This is a genomic window from Paenibacillus sp. LjRoot153 (assembly GCF_964253085.1).
GTDB lineage: Bacteria > Bacillota > Bacilli > Paenibacillales > NBRC-103111 > Paenibacillus_E.
Map to the genome: position 1 here is coordinate 158,564 of NZ_CAXUQH020000001.1, position 17,513 is coordinate 176,076.

The 17,513-nt window shown below is 47.8% G+C and carries 8 protein-coding genes; 5 read left to right on the top strand and 3 right to left on the bottom strand.

What is annotated here, in order from left to right:
• Positions 1-31: 31 nt before the first annotated feature.
• Genes ACSQ8P_RS00710 through ACSQ8P_RS00720 form a run of 3 tightly spaced genes read right to left on the bottom strand, consistent with a single transcriptional unit; the run spans position 32 to position 4,799 of the window.
• Positions 32-1,231, bottom strand: a complete 1,200-nt coding sequence (locus tag ACSQ8P_RS00710) for a hypothetical protein (protein ID WP_436233474.1) — start codon at positions 1,229-1,231, stop codon at positions 32-34.
• A 7-nt stretch (positions 1,232-1,238) separates the two neighbouring features.
• A complete protein-coding gene (locus tag ACSQ8P_RS00715) occupies positions 1,239-1,490 on the bottom strand; it encodes an acyl carrier protein (RefSeq protein ID WP_436233475.1) in 252 nt (83 codons plus the stop codon).
• A gap of 51 nt (positions 1,491-1,541) precedes the next feature.
• Positions 1,542-4,799, bottom strand: coding sequence for an FG-GAP repeat domain-containing protein (locus ACSQ8P_RS00720; protein ID WP_436233476.1), 3,258 nt, complete (start codon positions 4,797-4,799; stop codon positions 1,542-1,544).
• 266 nt (positions 4,800-5,065) lie between these two features.
• Here ACSQ8P_RS00720 and ACSQ8P_RS00725 point away from each other — a divergent pair, with 266 nt between their 5' ends.
• The 5 genes from ACSQ8P_RS00725 to ACSQ8P_RS00745 all read left to right on the top strand — a co-directional run bounded on the left by ACSQ8P_RS00725 (position 5,066) and on the right by ACSQ8P_RS00745 (position 17,434).
• Positions 5,066-7,618, top strand: a complete 2,553-nt coding sequence (locus ACSQ8P_RS00725; protein WP_436239423.1) for a DUF3656 domain-containing U32 family peptidase — start codon at positions 5,066-5,068, stop codon at positions 7,616-7,618.
• Between the two features lie 226 nt (positions 7,619-7,844).
• Positions 7,845-13,673, top strand: coding sequence for a carbohydrate binding domain-containing protein (locus tag ACSQ8P_RS00730; protein WP_436233477.1), 5,829 nt, complete (start codon positions 7,845-7,847; stop codon positions 13,671-13,673).
• 245 nt (positions 13,674-13,918) lie between these two features.
• Positions 13,919-14,881 (top strand): ABC transporter permease, encoded by a 963-nt coding sequence (locus tag ACSQ8P_RS00735; RefSeq protein ID WP_436233478.1) that lies wholly within the window; start codon positions 13,919-13,921, stop codon positions 14,879-14,881.
• 12 nt (positions 14,882-14,893) lie between these two features.
• Positions 14,894-15,781 carry a carbohydrate ABC transporter permease gene (locus ACSQ8P_RS00740; protein WP_436233479.1) on the top strand — a complete coding sequence of 296 codons (888 nt, stop codon included), beginning with the start codon at positions 14,894-14,896 and terminating at the stop codon, positions 15,779-15,781.
• A gap of 54 nt (positions 15,782-15,835) precedes the next feature.
• A complete protein-coding gene (locus ACSQ8P_RS00745) occupies positions 15,836-17,434 on the top strand; it encodes an extracellular solute-binding protein (RefSeq protein WP_436233480.1) in 1,599 nt (532 codons plus the stop codon).
• Positions 17,435-17,513 lie beyond the last annotated feature (79 nt).

Genomic DNA, 17,513 nt, shown 5'->3' on the forward strand with positions numbered 1-17,513 from the left:
CACGAGCACCCTGGGGAAATTGAAATAAGACTTACAAAGCCTTCTCTTGCCAAGCGTGGTACTGCTCACGGAACGTGGCAGGCCATTGCCCCTCATCAAGACCGTACTGTGCGAGGAACGCGAAAGCCCAACGCTCAATACCGAAGCCTACGCAGCCCGTAACGGCGTTACGTTTGCCCATTTTAATATTAAACGCATTCCCGAATGTGTTGCTATGGAAATTGACGGAGGAACAAGCGATCGACTTCTTCACATGCGGAATGTTCAGGCGAAGCTCGTACTTCATCTCCTGGTTACGTTGGAACGACGCTTTTACTTGGAAATCGTTCGTGAAGAACGGATCATTCGCGATCTCTAGTAAGCTGTCTACTTGCCATTCAACGGCCAACTCTTTCAAATACTCGATCGATTTCAAGCGATTCTCTTTCACGAAATCCGGCTTACCGACGAAAATGATTTCACGCATTGAGAAGTCGAGTAAGCGACCGAAGTCGGAATGGTTCTTGGACTCAAAACGATGACATTTCGCAATCGCGGTCACGACAATGCCGTCGCCTTCAAGGGTTTCATTCTCGAGACCTTCATAGCAGTGATAACACGTAGAAGGGTTCATCATGAAGTTAGGCTTCACCATGTTGTTATCCAGCGCCAATGGCTTCTCTTGGTCCCAACCGCCAGCTTCGCGAATCGTTTGGGAGAATGCCTCGATAACATCGAGATCCTCACGCAGATGCGTCACAAAATGAATGTGCTCTGGGAACGAAGTGAAATGATTTGTTTTGTTCAACGTATGACTATTGATGACCGCAGGATATTGTTCCTCTTGGACACCTTCGAAACGTCTCGCAATTTTGCTGACGAACGAGTAGTCAAGGAAACGCATTAAGCTGGAGAAAGGCTCACGGAAGATGAAGAGTCCGGGCTCTAGCACTTTAATCGCTTTACGCTCAGCAAGCTCAGCAATAATATCGCCTTCATAAGGCGTGTCGACTTTATTTTCGAATAAAATATTTTCTTTAAATCCGAAATCACCGTGGGAGAAACGCTCAATCAGGCGCTCAACTCGTGCAGTAATCCCTTCATCGCCGTTAGGTGAGTTGTGGGTGATGATGATTTCTCCATCGATCAAAAGGATTTCTTGAATGTGCTCATCGGCAAAAGCTGAGGCGTATTTGACTTGACCGTGCTGGCTTTCAGCTAGGCCTGTAAGTGGAATTTTAACTGTACTCATAAATCCGTTACCTCGCAGTCTTCTTGGAAATAAATTCGGCAATTTCACTCACCGTGTTCATCGGATAGAGCATCAAATCTTGGTTCGTTACTTGTAGGTTGTACGTTTTCTCAATGTGAGCGATGAGTGCAGTCGCCCCAACGGAATCAATAAACCCATAATCGAACAAATGAACATCAACATCGAAATCGTCATCGTCCTCAGCAATTTCGTAACGCTCGCGAATATGCTGTTCTAGCTTTTCTAACAAATTAGACATGGGGAAAGCCTCCTGATTCAAAAATAAGTAGATGATTTAATGTTGATAGGGTTACTGCGCATTTGCGACAGGGCCGGTAAAAGTAAGTGTCGTCACGTCCCCGTATCGGGTCAGTGTGTACGTCATCGTAGGTGCATCATAAACAATTGTCGTGTCCTCAGAAGTACTGAACTTGAGCTGGGCAGGACTAAATAATTTTACTTGCTGCAGACCCGCTGATTCTAGCTTCAACTGATGTGTGCTTCCTTCACTAGTAAGGGTAAAAGGAACATTCGAACGGACTACATGGAACTGTTGTGACGACGGACCTACGCGAAGCTCAGCCTTTTTCGCTAATCCGAGGTATAACTTGTTCTCAATCGTCGTGTAGATGTTTGAATTGCTTTGCAGGGAGTATAGGGCGAGCTTATCCCCCTTTTCAATGGTGACGCCTAAGGTATCCGCATACTCCTCAGCTAAACGAGAAACACCTGATGTTTCAGGTGACAGCGTAGCGTGGAAGTGAGGACTACCTCCGCTGAGACGATCCTTCAATCGATCCCACAGGTAGGAACCCCAGGATTGGCTGATCTTCACATCGCTTTGCATAGCGGTTATGAATGATTTGGCCATCTGTGTTTCGGACATAAAGTTATAATCATGCTTCGTGCGAAGCTTGTCAAAGTAATCAGCAAATTCCGTTAAGTTAGCAATTTTCTGAGGTTCAGGAAAATGGTATTCAATATGCTCGAAATAATCAATCGGCATATCTAGTTTTACCATGGACTCGAACACATCCGTGTTCGCATTGTCACCAGCCAGCCTAAGGACAGGTGTAGGAGCATGAATGAGCATTGTCGCATTGGTCTTCCCTTGCTGATCTTGTAAAAGGAAGGGAAGCGACCAGATTGATTCTGGACGAGCGAGCACAGGTGACTCGGATGGTAAGAATCCGAAGTTGTACCACATGCCTTTTGCTTTCTCTGTAAGCAGGGTCTGATCGTGATCTTCATTATTAATGCGCCAGGTGTGCTGGTTCGTTCCAGGATGTAACCATGGTATACCAAGCTTATCAAAAGCCTGTTGATGCAGGTTGAACTCCGTGCTCTCATCTTCAGCACTCTTAAAATTATGTACAAATGTATGCGGATTTAGTTGTAAATGCTGATCTTTTGCATACGCAATGAACTCGTTTAATTCCGATTTATAAGGAAAGTGCGGGTCATCGATCGCCACAGGAGAGCCGAATTCGATACCGCCCACAATGAGATCGTCGTTGCCATCATGATTGAGGTCCAGCCATAGCGGAACGGAATAATGTCCAGCAACCAATGCGTGGTTGCCGACTTGGTTCAAGGTTGTCCCTGCGAGGGGACCAATATCAGTCCAAGCGCCAGCGGATTCTTGGATGAATACTTGCAGGTCCCCGTCGCTGCTGCCGACCACGAGATCGCGTCGGTCGTCGCCGTTCATATCACGCACCGCTGGCGCGGCGTGCGTGGCCTTGTTCGGCAGCGTCACAATCACGCTGCCTTGGTTTAGATCCAGGGCCGCTGCGCTGCGGCCCTGATACAGCCACACTCGTCCATCGGCTGCGCCTAGGACGAGGTCGAGCTTGCCGTCGCCGTTCACGTCGGCGACGGATGGCGCTGCAGGCCCTCCGGGCAGCTGCAGCGCAGTTCCGTCCGCGCGCACAGCCGCGGGCTTGCCGAACCTGCCGCCTGCGAGCTGCGGCAGCTGCCATACCCCACCGGACTCGTCCGAGACGACGAGATCCGTGCGGCCATCCCCGTTCACGTCGGCGGCGTGAACGGCACTGTAAGGGCTGAGCTGGAGCGGCGCGCCGCTCTCCAGCAAAACCTTCGCAGGCGCGCCGAACGTGTCGGGCAGCGCCATGCCCTTCGGCGGCGGCTCGCTGACGTAAGCCGCCTCATCCTTGCCCAGATTCGTGTAGACATACACGAATCCATCGCTGCTGCCGGCCAGCAAGTCCGTGCGGCCGTCGCCGTTCAGATCCGCGGCGGCCGGGTACGCGCGATACGGCAGTTCAATCGTGCCTGCAAGATCACGATAATCGGGGTACGTGGCTTGCCTTAATGGAATGCCGGCAGCCATCACGTGCAGTCCGCTCGCGTAGCCGGAGCCGGGCAGTTCACCCACAAACGAAGGCTTCGCATTCGTTCCTGTGTTGAGCTGCACCGTCACGCTCTCGCGCCATTCACCCCAGTAGAAGGCGCTGCGTACGAGTGTAAACGATGGAACCTCGTTATACTCCTTCAGCTTCTCCGCCCAAGCAATGCCGTCTTTTTGCCCGATGGCCGGCATTGCCTCAAAATGGTTCTGGAACGCCATCGCTGGCCTGCCATATGGCCCAAGACTCTTCTTTATACTGTACCCGAGCGTTTCCTTAGCGACATAGGAGAGTAGCTCACTGCGATACTGCATGTTCGCCGCCGCCCAAGCGAAGTTGAAATACGGCTCAATCGGAATCACTCTTTTATTGAAATAAGTCGTACCTGGTGTTGCCTTGCTTGTCGCTTGGTATTTCTCGGCGAGCTGGGCAAAGCCTAGCTTCAAATCCGCACCACTCTTCATATCAAATCCCGTAGGGAAGTACCGATTCGGCAGGAAATTACTGCTGATGAGCACGGCACCTTTGCCAACGCGATTTTGCATGACAAGGGAAACAGGCTGCTTCGATTCGAATGCTTTATACATGTTGACGACAGACTGCCCCGTGGAAGGATTAAAGCCGTATCCAAGATTAAATCCAGGCATATCATCCATAGCATTATGTTTGAGATAGCTTTGTGTAAACAATTGAAACGTTTGCTGAATGCCTTGTAGATTAACAGAAACCTGTGGATAACCGAGCGTTAGCGAATCTGAAGTCTGCGGCGTTAAAACTAAGTTGCTAATGGGCACTTTTTTTAAATCAACGATCCCAGCAGCACCCAGAAAGTCTAGTGGAAACCGATCAGCAAACTCATTTTCCAACAGTAGATGTCCGCCCTGCTTCACAAAGCTCATGAACTTATCCGATTGTTCGGACCATGTGGAAGCCTGCGCTAGCGCGGGATCCAGATACAAAGCGTCATATGAGCGTAGCTGGCGGACTGAGAGGGAAAGCACGCTTTTTCTATCAATTTGAACACCTGCTTGCAAGGTTTGCTCGAAATTACTATAAGCAGCAATATCATAAGAATCCCCACTAGTTGCGTATAGAAGCTTAGTTTCCTCGACTTTTGGCAAAAATAGAAGGATTAGCACGAGGACTAAGAAGCCAAGGCTTAACCCGATCAGTAGTAGACGTGCGCGAATTTTCGACAAAATCAAATGGATCCCTCGATTGCTAGAAAGATTGCAATTCGCCCTTGCGATGCATGGGAGAGTTGTCAATATAGGTCACTATCCTTGCCATTATAGCATTCATGGGTACGTTTGTTAACTTCTAAAGGCATGGAAACGGATTGTATTGTCGGATATTGGCTTTAGGCGTAGTTATCCCCTGCCCTAGATTCCTACCTATCGTTTCTGTTACACTAAAGAGAAGAGTTTGAGGATTCCGAGGATTGATATTGAAAGGATTTGCTGCCATGCGTACGATACGCAGAGAAGATGTAGAATTATTGGCCCCTGCGGGGGATTGGGATTGTTTGCGAGCGGCTGTTGCCAATGGGGCGGATGCCGTGTTTTTTGGTGTGGAGAAATTCAATGCGAGAGCGAGAGCGCATAACTTTACGATGGCTGAGCTGCCGGATATTATGTCGTTCCTTCATCTATATGGGGTACAGGGCTTCCTGACGTTTAACATTCTCGTGTTCGAAGAAGAGTTGAACGATGCGAAGCAATTAATTGAGGCGTGTGTTGATGCAGGCGTGGATGCCGTGATCGTGCAGGATTTGGGCTTGGTTAAAATGATTCGTGAAATCTCACCTGATTTCCCGATTCACGGCTCAACGCAGATGACGATTACATCGCCAGAAGCTGTTGAATTTACGAAACCTTTCGATATCGAGCGTGTCGTTCTAGGTCGTGAGAATAACTTGAAACAAATTAAACAAATCGGCGATCAAGCGAAGCTTCCGATGGAAGTATTCGTGCATGGTGCCCTTTGTGTGTCCTATTCGGGACAATGTTTGACCTCCGAAATGTGGGGAGGGCGTTCCGCTAACCGTGGAGAGTGCGCGCAAGCTTGCCGTTTGCCGTATGATCTGATGGTCGATGGTGAGCAAAAACCGATGGGAGACGTCACGTATTTGTTGTCGCCAAAGGATTTGGCGGCGATTGAAATCGTGCCCGAGCTAATCGAAGCAGGTGTTCGTTCCTTTAAAATTGAAGGGCGTCTGAAGACCCCTGAATATGTAGCCAATGTTGTGAGCAAATATCGCAAAGCGATTGATCGTTATTTTGAGGGACAGGACGCGCGTCCGTCTCGTGAGGAAGTACGTGAGCTTCAGCAAAGCTTCTCACGTGGTTTTACCGTTGGGTTCCTGCAAGGAACCAACAATAAGCAGTTAGTCGACGGTACGTTTCCGAAGAGCCGTGGGGTTTTCGTGGGGCGCATCAAGCAGATCTTGCGCAATGCTGTGATCTGTGAGCTGGAGGCGCCATTAAAGCGTGGCGACGGGCTTGTCTTCGACGCGGGGGACCCGACGAAGAAGGAAGAAGGCGGGCGCATCTATGATTTGCGCCGCAAAGGTGAGAAACTCGAAGGCGAAGCCGAGGGTGGCCTCATTGAAATCGTGATGGGACGAAACGATGTGGAGCTTGGTCGTCTGCATGTTGGCGACCGTATCTGGAAGACGAACGATCCTGCGCTGGACAAACGTCTGCGCCAGACGTTTGAGACGGACAAGCCTTACCGTACATTCCCGGTAAGCGTGAAAGTGAGCGGTGTCATTGGCGAGACGCTCAAGAGCTGGTGGACGGATGTGAAAGGTGGTCACACCGTCTTCGTACAATCCGAGCTTCCGCTGGTTCGTGCGGAGAAAAGACCGATGGACGAACAGCTCTTCACCGAGCAGTTCGGTCGTCTTGGCGGCACGATTTATGAGCTCAGCGAGCTGGATGTCCAGCTTGATGGGGAGCTGATCGTGCCGATGCGTGAATTGAACAGCATGCGCCGCATGGCTGTCGAGCTCATGGAAGACGAGCGGCAGAAGCCGCGCGCGTACATCAAGCGCGAAGTCGGCGTGTACGACGACGTGCCTGCTGCTGTGACCGAGCATCACGCGGCTGTTACCGCTGTGAATGCACCTGCTCTATCCCTCGCGGACCGCAATGCGGTCGAGTTGACGGCACTTTGCCGTAGCTTGGATCAGGTGAAAGCTGTGCTAGCAACAACGGACGTCAACTTGATTTATGCTGATTTTGAATTTATTAAGCAGTTCCCTGCCGCTGTTGAAGCCGTTCATGCCGCTGGGCGCAAAATCGCGCTAGTGACACCACGGATTCATATGCCAGGGGAAACGGGCTATTTTAACAATATACTCAAGCTTAAGCCAGATGCGGTTCTGATTCGTAATACAGGCGCAGCCTACTATTTCTTGAAGCATCGCTTTGAGAATCCAGATGCATCACAACCGCAGCTGATTGGTGACTTCTCCTTGAATGTCGCTAACCATAAGGCAGCAACTTTGTTCTTGGATGCGGGTCTTTCGAAAGTAACACCTTCGTATGACTTGAACATTCAGCAGATGGTTGACTTGCTTCGCCGCGCGGAAACATCCAAGCTCGAAGTCGTCATTCATCAGCACATGCCGATGTTCCACACCGAACATTGCGTGTACTGTACCTTCCTGAGTGAAGGCACGGACTTCACGAACTGTGGTCGTCCATGCGAAGAGAAGCGTGTGTCCTTGCAGGATCGTGTGGGCATGTCTCATCCTGTCCGCGTAGATGAGGGCTGCCGGAATACCGTCTACAACGCGGTAGATCAGTCAGGTGCGGAATATTTGAACCACTTTATGGACTTGGGCATCCGCTCGTTCCGGGTGGAGTTCTTGGAAGAAACACCGGAGAAAGTAACGGAAATTCTCGATCTGTATCGCCGTGCAATCGACGGACAAATCAATGGCACGCAAGTGTGGCGTTCCCTGAAGGCGACGAATCAGTTGGGTGTAACGAAGGGTACGTTAGTGAAATAAATAGCTAGAACATTCTAGGTATTCGTTAGAGAGGTGAGCAGAAGCTCACCTCTTTTTTATTTTGTTATATGATGATTTATCTAGGCTGTATTGAAATAGTGAACACTTTGTTGAAATAAGTGCATAGTATCCGATCTGCAGTGGGCTTTATAATGATCGATAATACGAAATGAAAACGCTTTAAATATGTGGGGCTGTCATTTAAATAAGAGAGGAATGATGATTTATGTATCGATTTCGAAGTCAGCAATTGTTAGCTGTTTTTCTATCCTTTTTAATGCTTATTTCCGTTTTTACTGCCATTCCTACACAAGTAAGAGCAGATTCTTTACCCATTCTTCCAAATGGTGGATTTGAGCAGGTTGTTAATGGAAAGCCTGCAAGTTGGTCTGTAATAAGCGGGACGGTGACATCCTCAACATATACCGTACATAGCGCTGTCTACAGCGTGCAATTAACGGACTTGAGCTCTACGGCATCGGTGGGGTTGCGCAGCACCAAGATCGCGGTGACGCCTGGAAAGGAATATGAGTCATCCGTGTATTCTTACAATACACAAGGGAGTTCACAGCTGTACTTTGAGTTTTGGGATGCTAATAACACACTAATTGCCTTCCCACTTGCTACGAATTCTACGTTAAATCAGTGGAAGCAGCTCTATATCTCCACCGTTGCGCCAGCAGGTGCAGTATCGATGAGTTTGAGAGTCTACGCGGGTCAAGGGAACATAGGTACCTCCTTTTTTGATGATGCTGAGTTTGGGGAGGTCGTACAGGATCCGAATTCCCTGCTCAGGAATGGCGGAATGGAGACTTTGGCCGATATTCTGCCAAGATTCTGGGACTCTATCTTTGGTGGTGATATTGCCTCATCAACCGTCAGGAAACGTACGGGAGACCGTAGTATACGAATCACAGATACAAGCGCATCCGCTGGGATTGGTGTGCGAAGTCATCGCATGCCAGTTACACCAGGGGTCAAGTATGAAGCAGAGGCATTCGCTTATATCGAAGCGGGCAATGCAACAGTTTTCCTAGAGTATTGGAATGAAGCCAATGTGAATTTATCGAATGTAATTGTCTCGGGAATTGATCTGAGCGCTTGGAAGCCGATTCGTGCAGTGGGCGTCGCTCCAGCAGGAGCAACCTATGCGACAGTTCGTTTATATCTGGGGGCTGCGAATGTAGGTACTACCTACTTCGATGATGCCAAATTTAGTGAAGCACCACCAGAGCCAAGTACTAATTTAAATAATGGTACCTTCGAGCTATTAGTTAATGGAAAGCCTAGCCAATGGCGTGGCGTAGATGGTCCTGTGCAAGTATCTACTACGCAAGTCTATGAGGGGACTCATAGTGTCCAAATATCCAATAGCGGTACGCAACAAGCAGGTCTGCGAAGTCATCTCATCTCAGTTTCACCTGGTGTGACGTACACCTCTAGTGTGTATGCATTCGCGAACACAGGGATAGCCCAACAAGCAATCGAATTCTGGGATGCAGATAAAGTTCTCTTATCCTCACAAACGATGGCAGGTTCAACCAACCATACATGGGAGCCTATGACGCTTATCACTGTGGCCCCAGCGTCGGCCGCCTATGCTAGTTTGCGATTCGGCACCTTGCAGCAGGGGGGAGGTACGGTGTATTTTGACAACGCGACATTCAAGAGGTCAGGAGAAGTCATGAATAGTAAGACAAGGACAACGTTATATAGTCCGGCTAAGATTGCTGCCGCGCGGTACAACGCACAGCAGCTTCAATGGGCAAAGAGCCTGAAGGATGCTGCTGTATCCAAAGCTGATACCTATTTGGCGAAAGGCTTGGATTTTTTGTGGGAAGCCATTCCTGGTCAAACCTTACCTAGAAGTTATGCCGTTAATCAGGCCGTAGGAAGCCCTGTGACGGGGAAAGCCGTCGAGCAATATGGCAATTATCCCTATCGAGCCGATCCGTTGAATGAACCATGGAAACTAGTGGATCCATCCAGCGGTTATAAGTTTCCAACGAATGACTTTGGTGCCTTTTACAACAGTGGTATGGATGAACACGGGATGTTTCGGCCTGAATTAGCAGACCGAAGCTTGCTCGTGAATACCCTCTATCCAGAGAAGGGACCAACTTGGGGCGTTGATGACGGCATGGGTTGGGTAGACGGACAGGGCAATCGTTACACCTTCATTGCGTACTATGTCCATTGGTTTGTTTGGTATCGCGAGAATGCCATCATCCAGCAGGCGCTAGATACCCTACGGGATGCCTATCTCTATACCGGTGATACGAAGTATGCCCGAGCTGGCATAATCATGTTGAACCGCGTAGCTGATATGTATCCAGACATGGATGTAGGCAAATATGACAAGGCGGTGTTCCTCAACTCTTGGGGTAAATCAGTCGGTAATGGCAAAGTCGTGGGAGGTATTTGGGAAACGGATAATATCAAATCGTATTTGAGTGCGTATGATGCCTTTTTCCCAGCCATGAATGACCCGCAAACGGTTCAGTTCCTACAAACGAAGTCTACACAGTACCGGGCTACGAATGGCATAAGCTCAGGAACGGATATTCGTCGTAACATCGAAGATGGCATCATTAAACAAGTATTTCCTGCGGTGAAGAAAACGCAAATTCTTGGCAATGACGGTATGCATCAAAGCGCGCTGGCTATGGCGGCTGTCGTTTACGATACAATGCCCGACACGAAAGAGTGGTTGGACTTTATTTTCCAAACGGGAGAAGTTCTGAGTAATCCAACCCGTCTGACTGGCGGAAATATTCTCAACTCGCTTGTATCAAATGTGGATCGTGATGGCAACGGAAACGAAAGCTCGCCTGGTTATAATACATTGTGGCTTCAGACTCATCGGATGACGGCTGACATTTTGGAAGGCTATGACCTTTACCCAGAGGCGGATCTTTACCGTAATGTTAAGTTTCAAAAAATGTTTTCTGCTATGAATCCGCTCCTGTTGAGCGAGAGATATACAGCCAATATTGGAGATACGGGACGTACCGGCAATCCTTTCCTCATTTACAGGATGACCGATCTGGTCAAAGCCTTTGATAAATACGGTGATCCTATCTACGCACAGCTTGCCTATTTTATGAATAACAACACGACAGATGGGATTCATTTGGATGTCTTTGCCTCCAACCCGAACGCGATCGCGGATCGTATGAAAGGGGTTATTGGGCAGTACGGCACACTTGATTTGAAAAGCATAACGGAAAGCGGATATGGATTTACGGCGCTGCGAGACGGAGAGAGTCTGGAAGTCGATTATGGGATAAGACTTGGTTTTGGTGGAATGTCGGTGTCGGAGCAAAGTGTGCCGATGAAGTTTACGGAAGAGTCGGGTTCCGTTCAGCTGGAGGCTGACTCAAGCGGGGAAACCGCAACATTTGTTTTCGACGTTCCTGCAACCGATGACTACGATCTAGACCTGCTTGCGGTCAAGGCTCCGTCTTATGGGGTGTACCGTATTTCGATTGACGGGCAGCAGGTGAAAGACATGGATTTCTACGGGAGCAACTTAAATCAATATGAAACCTTAATTCGGATGAATCTCACACAAGGGGCGCATCATATTTCTTTCCAGGGCATCGGGAAGCAGGCGCTAGCCAGCGGCTTTAAAATGGGCGTTCGCGTGTTGAATTTATTGAATGCGGATGCACGTGCCCTGCGAGATGCAAGAGTGGATGAGGAAAGCACGCTGCGAGACACATGGATGTTCTTTGGACGCAACTCCAGTCATGGTCATCGAGATACGTTAAACATTGGCGTTCATGGCTTCGGTCTCGATTTATCACCAGACCTAGGCTATCCAGAGTATGCCGATAATGTCGATATGCACCGGGCACAATGGGTAGTCAATACAATTAGTCATAACACCGTGAACGTGGATGCGCGGAAACAGAAAGAGAACTTGTGGGCTGCGGATCCGAAGCATTTTGATCAAACAGATTTAGTGAAGCTAATTGACGTGGAGTCACCCGATGTTTATACACAGACATCGCTGTATAAACGGACGACAGCCATGATTAAGGCCGATGATGTGAACTCTTATACGGTAGACCTGTTTCGCGTAAAAGGTGGAAATGATCACTATTTCAGTTTCCATGGCGCAGAAGGAACCGTCACAACGGAAGGAATCAGCTTGACTGCTCAGCCAACAGGTACGTATGCGGGTGCTAATGTCCCTTACGGGCAAAGGGTCGATGATATCGATGGACCTCTCTATATGGGCAGTGGCTTTCATTATTTAAAAAATGTGGAAAGAGATACATCCCCGACGAACAAATTCAGTATCGATTGGAACGTCAAGGATACATGGAATGTATATGGTCAGGGAGCAGGAGCTCCAACAGATGTTCATCTCCGCTTAACGATGATGGGTAATGTCAACGATGTTGCGCTTGCTGACGGCGTACCGCCGACGAACAAGCCGGGTAATCCAGCGAATCTTCGGTATATGATTGCTCATCGCAGCGGCTCTAACTTGGATAGCTTATTTACTTCGATCATTGAGCCGTATAAGGGGCAACGTTTTATTAGCTCCATTACACCATTGACGGTAAAGCTGAATGGTCAGATTGCATCTGATAGCGAGGTTCGGGCCGTAGGAGTAACTTTGCAGAACGGCAGAACGGATTATATCGTGAGCAGCTTGGATCCAAGCAAAGCCTATACAGTTGACCTGCCGGATCAGTCCTATGCATTGGCATTTAAAGGCTTCTTCGGCGTGTATTCTGTGCAGGATGATGGACATGTAACCACCTATCTGCATGACGGATCTTATATCGGAAAAAATGGTGAGGTTCAGCAAGTGCAGGTGAGCGCAGTTACTGGAGTCGTCGTAGACTTCACACAGGAATTGTCGCAGCATAATGAGATTATGGTTGCAACATCAGGTACAACGGGCACCCCTACGGATTGGATCGGGAAGAATGTGATCATTCAAAATGATGGTATCGGTAACGCTGCATACACCATTAGGGGCGTGACGGTAGTGGATAACTCGCATTTGAAACTCGACATCGGGGATATTACTATGGTCCGTTCCTATAAAGACCCCAATGATTTTGATAAAGGTTTTATTTACAATATCGCGAGCGGTGCTTCCTTTCGAATCCCGCTAACATATACAGCAAGCCATACGGAGCAGCCGCCTGTTAGCATTCAATTGAAAGACAGTAGCGGACATCCGCTTAGTGGCGGTGTAGTCAAGTACTATGACGGAGGCTGGAAGGATTTCGGGGTAACCGATGCCAATGGCAGAGTCAGTAAACAGCTTCCCGATAAAAGCTACACGTTCGGTATGACGTATGAAGGAACCTACAAAGAGATGGTGCAGCATACAGGTACAAATCCTGTTGTCCTGTTTCAGACCGTTAAGGCGAAGGTACAGCTTAAGGATAGCTTAGGAAATTTCATGGACAGCGGTTCCGCCAAATACTACGCAGGAAGCTGGAGGACGATCGGTTCAACGGTCGAGGGGCAGATTACGAAGGAGCTATTACCTGGCAGCTATACATTCGGTATGACCTATGAGGGAACTTACAAAGAACAGGTGCAACATATCGGCACGGATCCTGTGGTTGTGTTCCAGACGGTTAAGGCAAAGGTCCAACTGAAGGATAGCCAAGGCAATCCGTTGAACAGCGGTAGTGTGAAGTACTATGCAGGAGGCTGGAAGGTTTTTGGTCAAATAACAGGCGGAGAGGCTAGCAAGGAGATGCTGCCAGGTTCTTTCACTTTCGGCATGACGTATGAGGGAACCTACAAAGAGAAGGTACAGTCAATTGGCACGGATCCTATGGTTGTGTTTCAAACGACCAAAGTCACGGTGCAGCTGAAAGATAGCCAAGGGAACTTCATCGACACGGGCAGTGTGAAGTATTATGCAGGGGGCTGGCGGTCTTTCGGTCAAACGATAGGTGGCAAAGTTAGTAAGGAATTATTGCCAGGTTCCTATACATTTGGCATGACATATTTGGGAACGTACAGAGAGCTTGTTAGAGACATTACTACGAGTCCGACTTTCGATTTTCAATAATTGGATAATAACTGTAGAAACGCAACACAGCCGTAAGTGAGCTGCTTCCGTGAAGCGAATACATAGGCTTCACGGATCAGCTAGCTGCGTGTTACAACCAAAGCTGATCTATTTTGAAATAGTGAACACAATCTAGAAATAGTGGCATATTTTCACCCTTCTAGCGAGTTTATACTGGTAATAGAAACGGAATGGAAGCGTTTTAATTACAATGTGTGTGACTTTAATCACAGAAGGAGTAAGAGATGCAGACTGATAAGTCGACCACGTTGGTCAACCCCAGCCTCCCCAAGTCAACCAGCTACAGAAATGTGATCCGGACGCTGTACCGCTACCGATGGTTGTATATCCTGGCCCTGCCAGGAATGCTCTACTATATGATCTTTCATTACGCGCCGATGGTCGGATTGGTCATTGCGTTTAAGGATTATAACTTGATGAAAGGGATGTGGGGGAGTTCGTGGGTAGGATTCGATAATTTCCGAACCATTTTTTCAACGCCTGACTTTCCTCTTCTTATGAAGAATACGCTCATCCTGAGTGTGTACCGAATCTTGTTTAATATGTTCCCAGACATTATTCTGGCACTCATGCTAAATGAAATTCGTGTGAAATGGTTCAAAAAGCTTGTTCAGACGATCACGTACGGACCCCATTTCTTATCATGGATTATTGTCTATGGGCTTGTATTCTCTTTCTTTGCTCCAGGAGCGGGGTTCATCACAACCTTCTTTCGGGATATGGGCTGGGGGGAAATTGACGTACTGACCAATGCAGACGCCTTTCGCCCGATGCTTCTCTTAACAGATATTTGGAAAAATACCGGATTTGGGGCCATCATTTACTTAGCTGCACTGGCATCCATCAATGCCGAGCTTTACGAAGCAGCCGTCGTCGATGGTGCCAACCGTTGGCGCCAACTGTGGCACATTACCTTGCCTGGTATTCGGGAAGTGTTCGTCTTGCTGCTCATCTTCCGCATAGGTTCCATTCTCGACGCGGGATTCGATCAAGTTTACATTTTCTTGAATGCGCGTGTTTACGAAGTAGGAGACATTCTAGATACGTGGATATTCCGAAGGGGGATCGAGAATTTGGATTTCAGCGTGCCTGCAGCCATGGGTGTGTTCAAGTCTGTTATTGGTATTATTCTTGTCCTTGGGGCTAACAAATTAGCCAAAAAATTCGGGAGTTCCGGCATCTGGTAAGGGGCGGCAACGATGACTTATATACTGAAGAAGACACCTTCTGACCATATCTTCAATAGTTTTTTATACACAATTCTCGCTTTATTTTGTCTAGCAACCTTGTTTCCGTTGTACTTCGTTTTCATTATGTCAATTACTCCCTTTACCGAGGTCCTGCAAAATGGCGGATTCGTGCTGATTCCCAAACATCTGACTTTGGAGGCATTTAGAACGATTTTCAGCTCTCAGACAGTTCCACGGGCTCTTGGGGTTACGGTGTATATTACCGTAGTGGGAACGATCCTGAATCTAGCTGTCACGACAGCGCTTGCTTATTCACTGTCGAAGAAATACTTGCCAGGGCGAAGCGCAATGCTTCTCGCTATTGTGTTTACCATGATGTTCTCAGGTGGGATTATTCCAAGCTACATGCTCGTTAAAGGGCTTGGACTCATCAATACATTATGGGCACTTATGATTCCTGGTCTTGTATCTTCTTTTAATCTCCTGATTATGAAAACCTATTTCGAAGACTTGCCAGCTGAGCTTGAAGATGCTGCTAAAATAGATGGCTGTGGTGATGTATCAACCTTGCTGCGTATTGTATTGCCGCTGTCCATGCCAATCGTCGCTACACTTGCCTTGTTCTTCGCAGTTGGACATTGGAACACGTACTTCTCTGGCATTATGTATCTCCATGAACGTACGCTATATCCCCTTCAAGTGGTACTGCGCAATATGATTGTTTCACCAGCGGTGAGTCAGGAACTAGCGGTGTCCCAGTCACAGATGGAGTCACTGCCTCCAGAAACGATCAAAATGGCTGTAGTTGTTGTGGCAACGGTCCCCGTATTGATTGTATACCCCTTTCTGCAAAAGTATTTCATGAAAGGGGTGCTGCTCGGTTCAATTAAAGGTTGATAGATGGTGTCGTGTCATGATGTACTTACGAAAGATAAACAGGAGGTCATATCCATGGTTAAAAGAAAATCAATGTCATTGCTGGCAATCACGCTGGTTACGGCTGTGGCCGTTTCAGGGTGCAGCACGAAAACAGACGGGGGTAGCTCTGCGAGTCCCTCACAGTCAACCAAACCGTCCGATGCAGCTAAGAAAGAGAAAGTATCGCTGACCTGGTTCGTCCCAGCTGCCAATAACGCGCAGCTTCCATCCGTGGATAAAGATTTCGTGAAACAGGCCATTGAGTCGAAATTTAACGTGGATTTGAAAATGATTTACTTGGGCAAAGGTCCCGATTTTGCAAGCAAGTTGAACACGATGATTGCCTCTGGCGAGATTCCAGATGTTTTCTATTCCGACGGTCTGGAGTCCGTGAAATATATCAAGGATGGTGTTGCTCGCGATTTGACAGGGCTTGTGACACCGGCAACGATGCCAAACTATTTCAAATACTGGGTAACCGAAGCAGACATTAAGGGATATCAAGTAAATGGTGTTTACAAACGTGCTCCTTTACCTTTTCCAAAGACAGAGCCTCGCTCTTACTATGTTCGGAAGGATTGGTTAGACAAACTTAATCTCAAAATGCCGGAGACCTATGACGATATGGTTGCGGTGATGAAGGCATTTACGGAGCAGGACCCTGATGGCAATGGAAAAAACGATACGTATGGCTTTTCGGCATCAGGAAATGGAGCTAATCTCTCCTTAGACTTCCCGGAATATATTAAAAATGGACTCATTGGTGATTTTTTAATAGAAAATAATCAGTTTGTGGATGTTCGTACAGATGCGCGGATGCAGAATGTATTGACAGATGTCAAGAAAGTCATGGATATGAAGGTTATTGATCCAGATTGGCTGCTGAATAAAGGTGTTCAGCATATCGAGAAAGCACAGCAAGGTAAGGTAGGTATCGTACTTGGCGGTACGCGTGACATTGCTTACGATAATAATCCTGATGGACTTCAGGTCAAAACAAAGGCCGTAACAGGCAACCAGAAAGTGGATTGGCAGCCGTTCCATATTGGAGCCAAAACAGGTGTATGGCGTGAACCGTTACCATTGAATCCATTCCTGATTAGTGCCAAAGCAACAGATGAGAAAGCAAAGCGTTCCATTGAAATTCTAGATTGGCTGTCCAGTGAAGAAGGCTTCTTGTTAACGAGATACGGAAAAGAAGGCGTGCATTACAAAAGGAATGGCAAAAGTATTGAACAGATTGTAGATGCGTATAAGAAGGACATTATTGATAACGGAAATTTCTTAAGCGTATACGGTTGGTTCGTTCAGAGTGAAATAACGCAACTTGGACTTAACGTTATTGATTCGAATATGTCTGATCGCGATAGAGCAATTGCTGCTAAAATCGCGTCCTATAAGCTCATTCCATCCGTTGGTACTAGTCTTGTGGTGAAAGATGGCATGGATCTAGCGGGAATACGAAAAAAGATGAGTGAAGATCATATCCAAATTTTATTCAAGGAAAAAGACGCTTCCAAATGGCCGGCAATGCGGCAAGAGCTCATGGATAAGTATGGCGCTAAAGCGCTCTTCGATTACTATGCTGAACAGGTTGCAGGTGCTTCTGGCAAGCCAATCACATTCAAATAGATCATTTGGTTTAGGCTGTCCGCCATCTGCGGACAGCCTTTCCGTCCACATGCTATACTTGTGTCGTAATCGACTCATA

What these genes read in the sequence shown, in the direction of transcription:
- ACSQ8P_RS00710 (WP_436233474.1), bottom strand. Translation starts at nt 1,231, where the DNA reads ATGAGTACAGTTAAAATTCCACTTACAGGCCTAGCTGAAAGCCAGCAC.
- ACSQ8P_RS00715 (WP_436233475.1), bottom strand. Translation starts at nt 1,490, where the DNA reads ATGTCTAATTTGTTAGAAAAGCTAGAACAGCATATTCGCGAGCGTTAC.
- ACSQ8P_RS00725 (WP_436239423.1), top strand. Translation starts at nt 5,066, where the DNA reads ATGCGTACGATACGCAGAGAAGATGTAGAATTATTGGCCCCTGCGGGG.
- ACSQ8P_RS00730 (WP_436233477.1), top strand. Translation starts at nt 7,845, where the DNA reads ATGTATCGATTTCGAAGTCAGCAATTGTTAGCTGTTTTTCTATCCTTT.
- ACSQ8P_RS00735 (WP_436233478.1), top strand. Translation starts at nt 13,919, where the DNA reads ATGCAGACTGATAAGTCGACCACGTTGGTCAACCCCAGCCTCCCCAAG.
- ACSQ8P_RS00740 (WP_436233479.1), top strand. Translation starts at nt 14,894, where the DNA reads ATGACTTATATACTGAAGAAGACACCTTCTGACCATATCTTCAATAGT.
- ACSQ8P_RS00745 (WP_436233480.1), top strand. Translation starts at nt 15,836, where the DNA reads ATGGTTAAAAGAAAATCAATGTCATTGCTGGCAATCACGCTGGTTACG.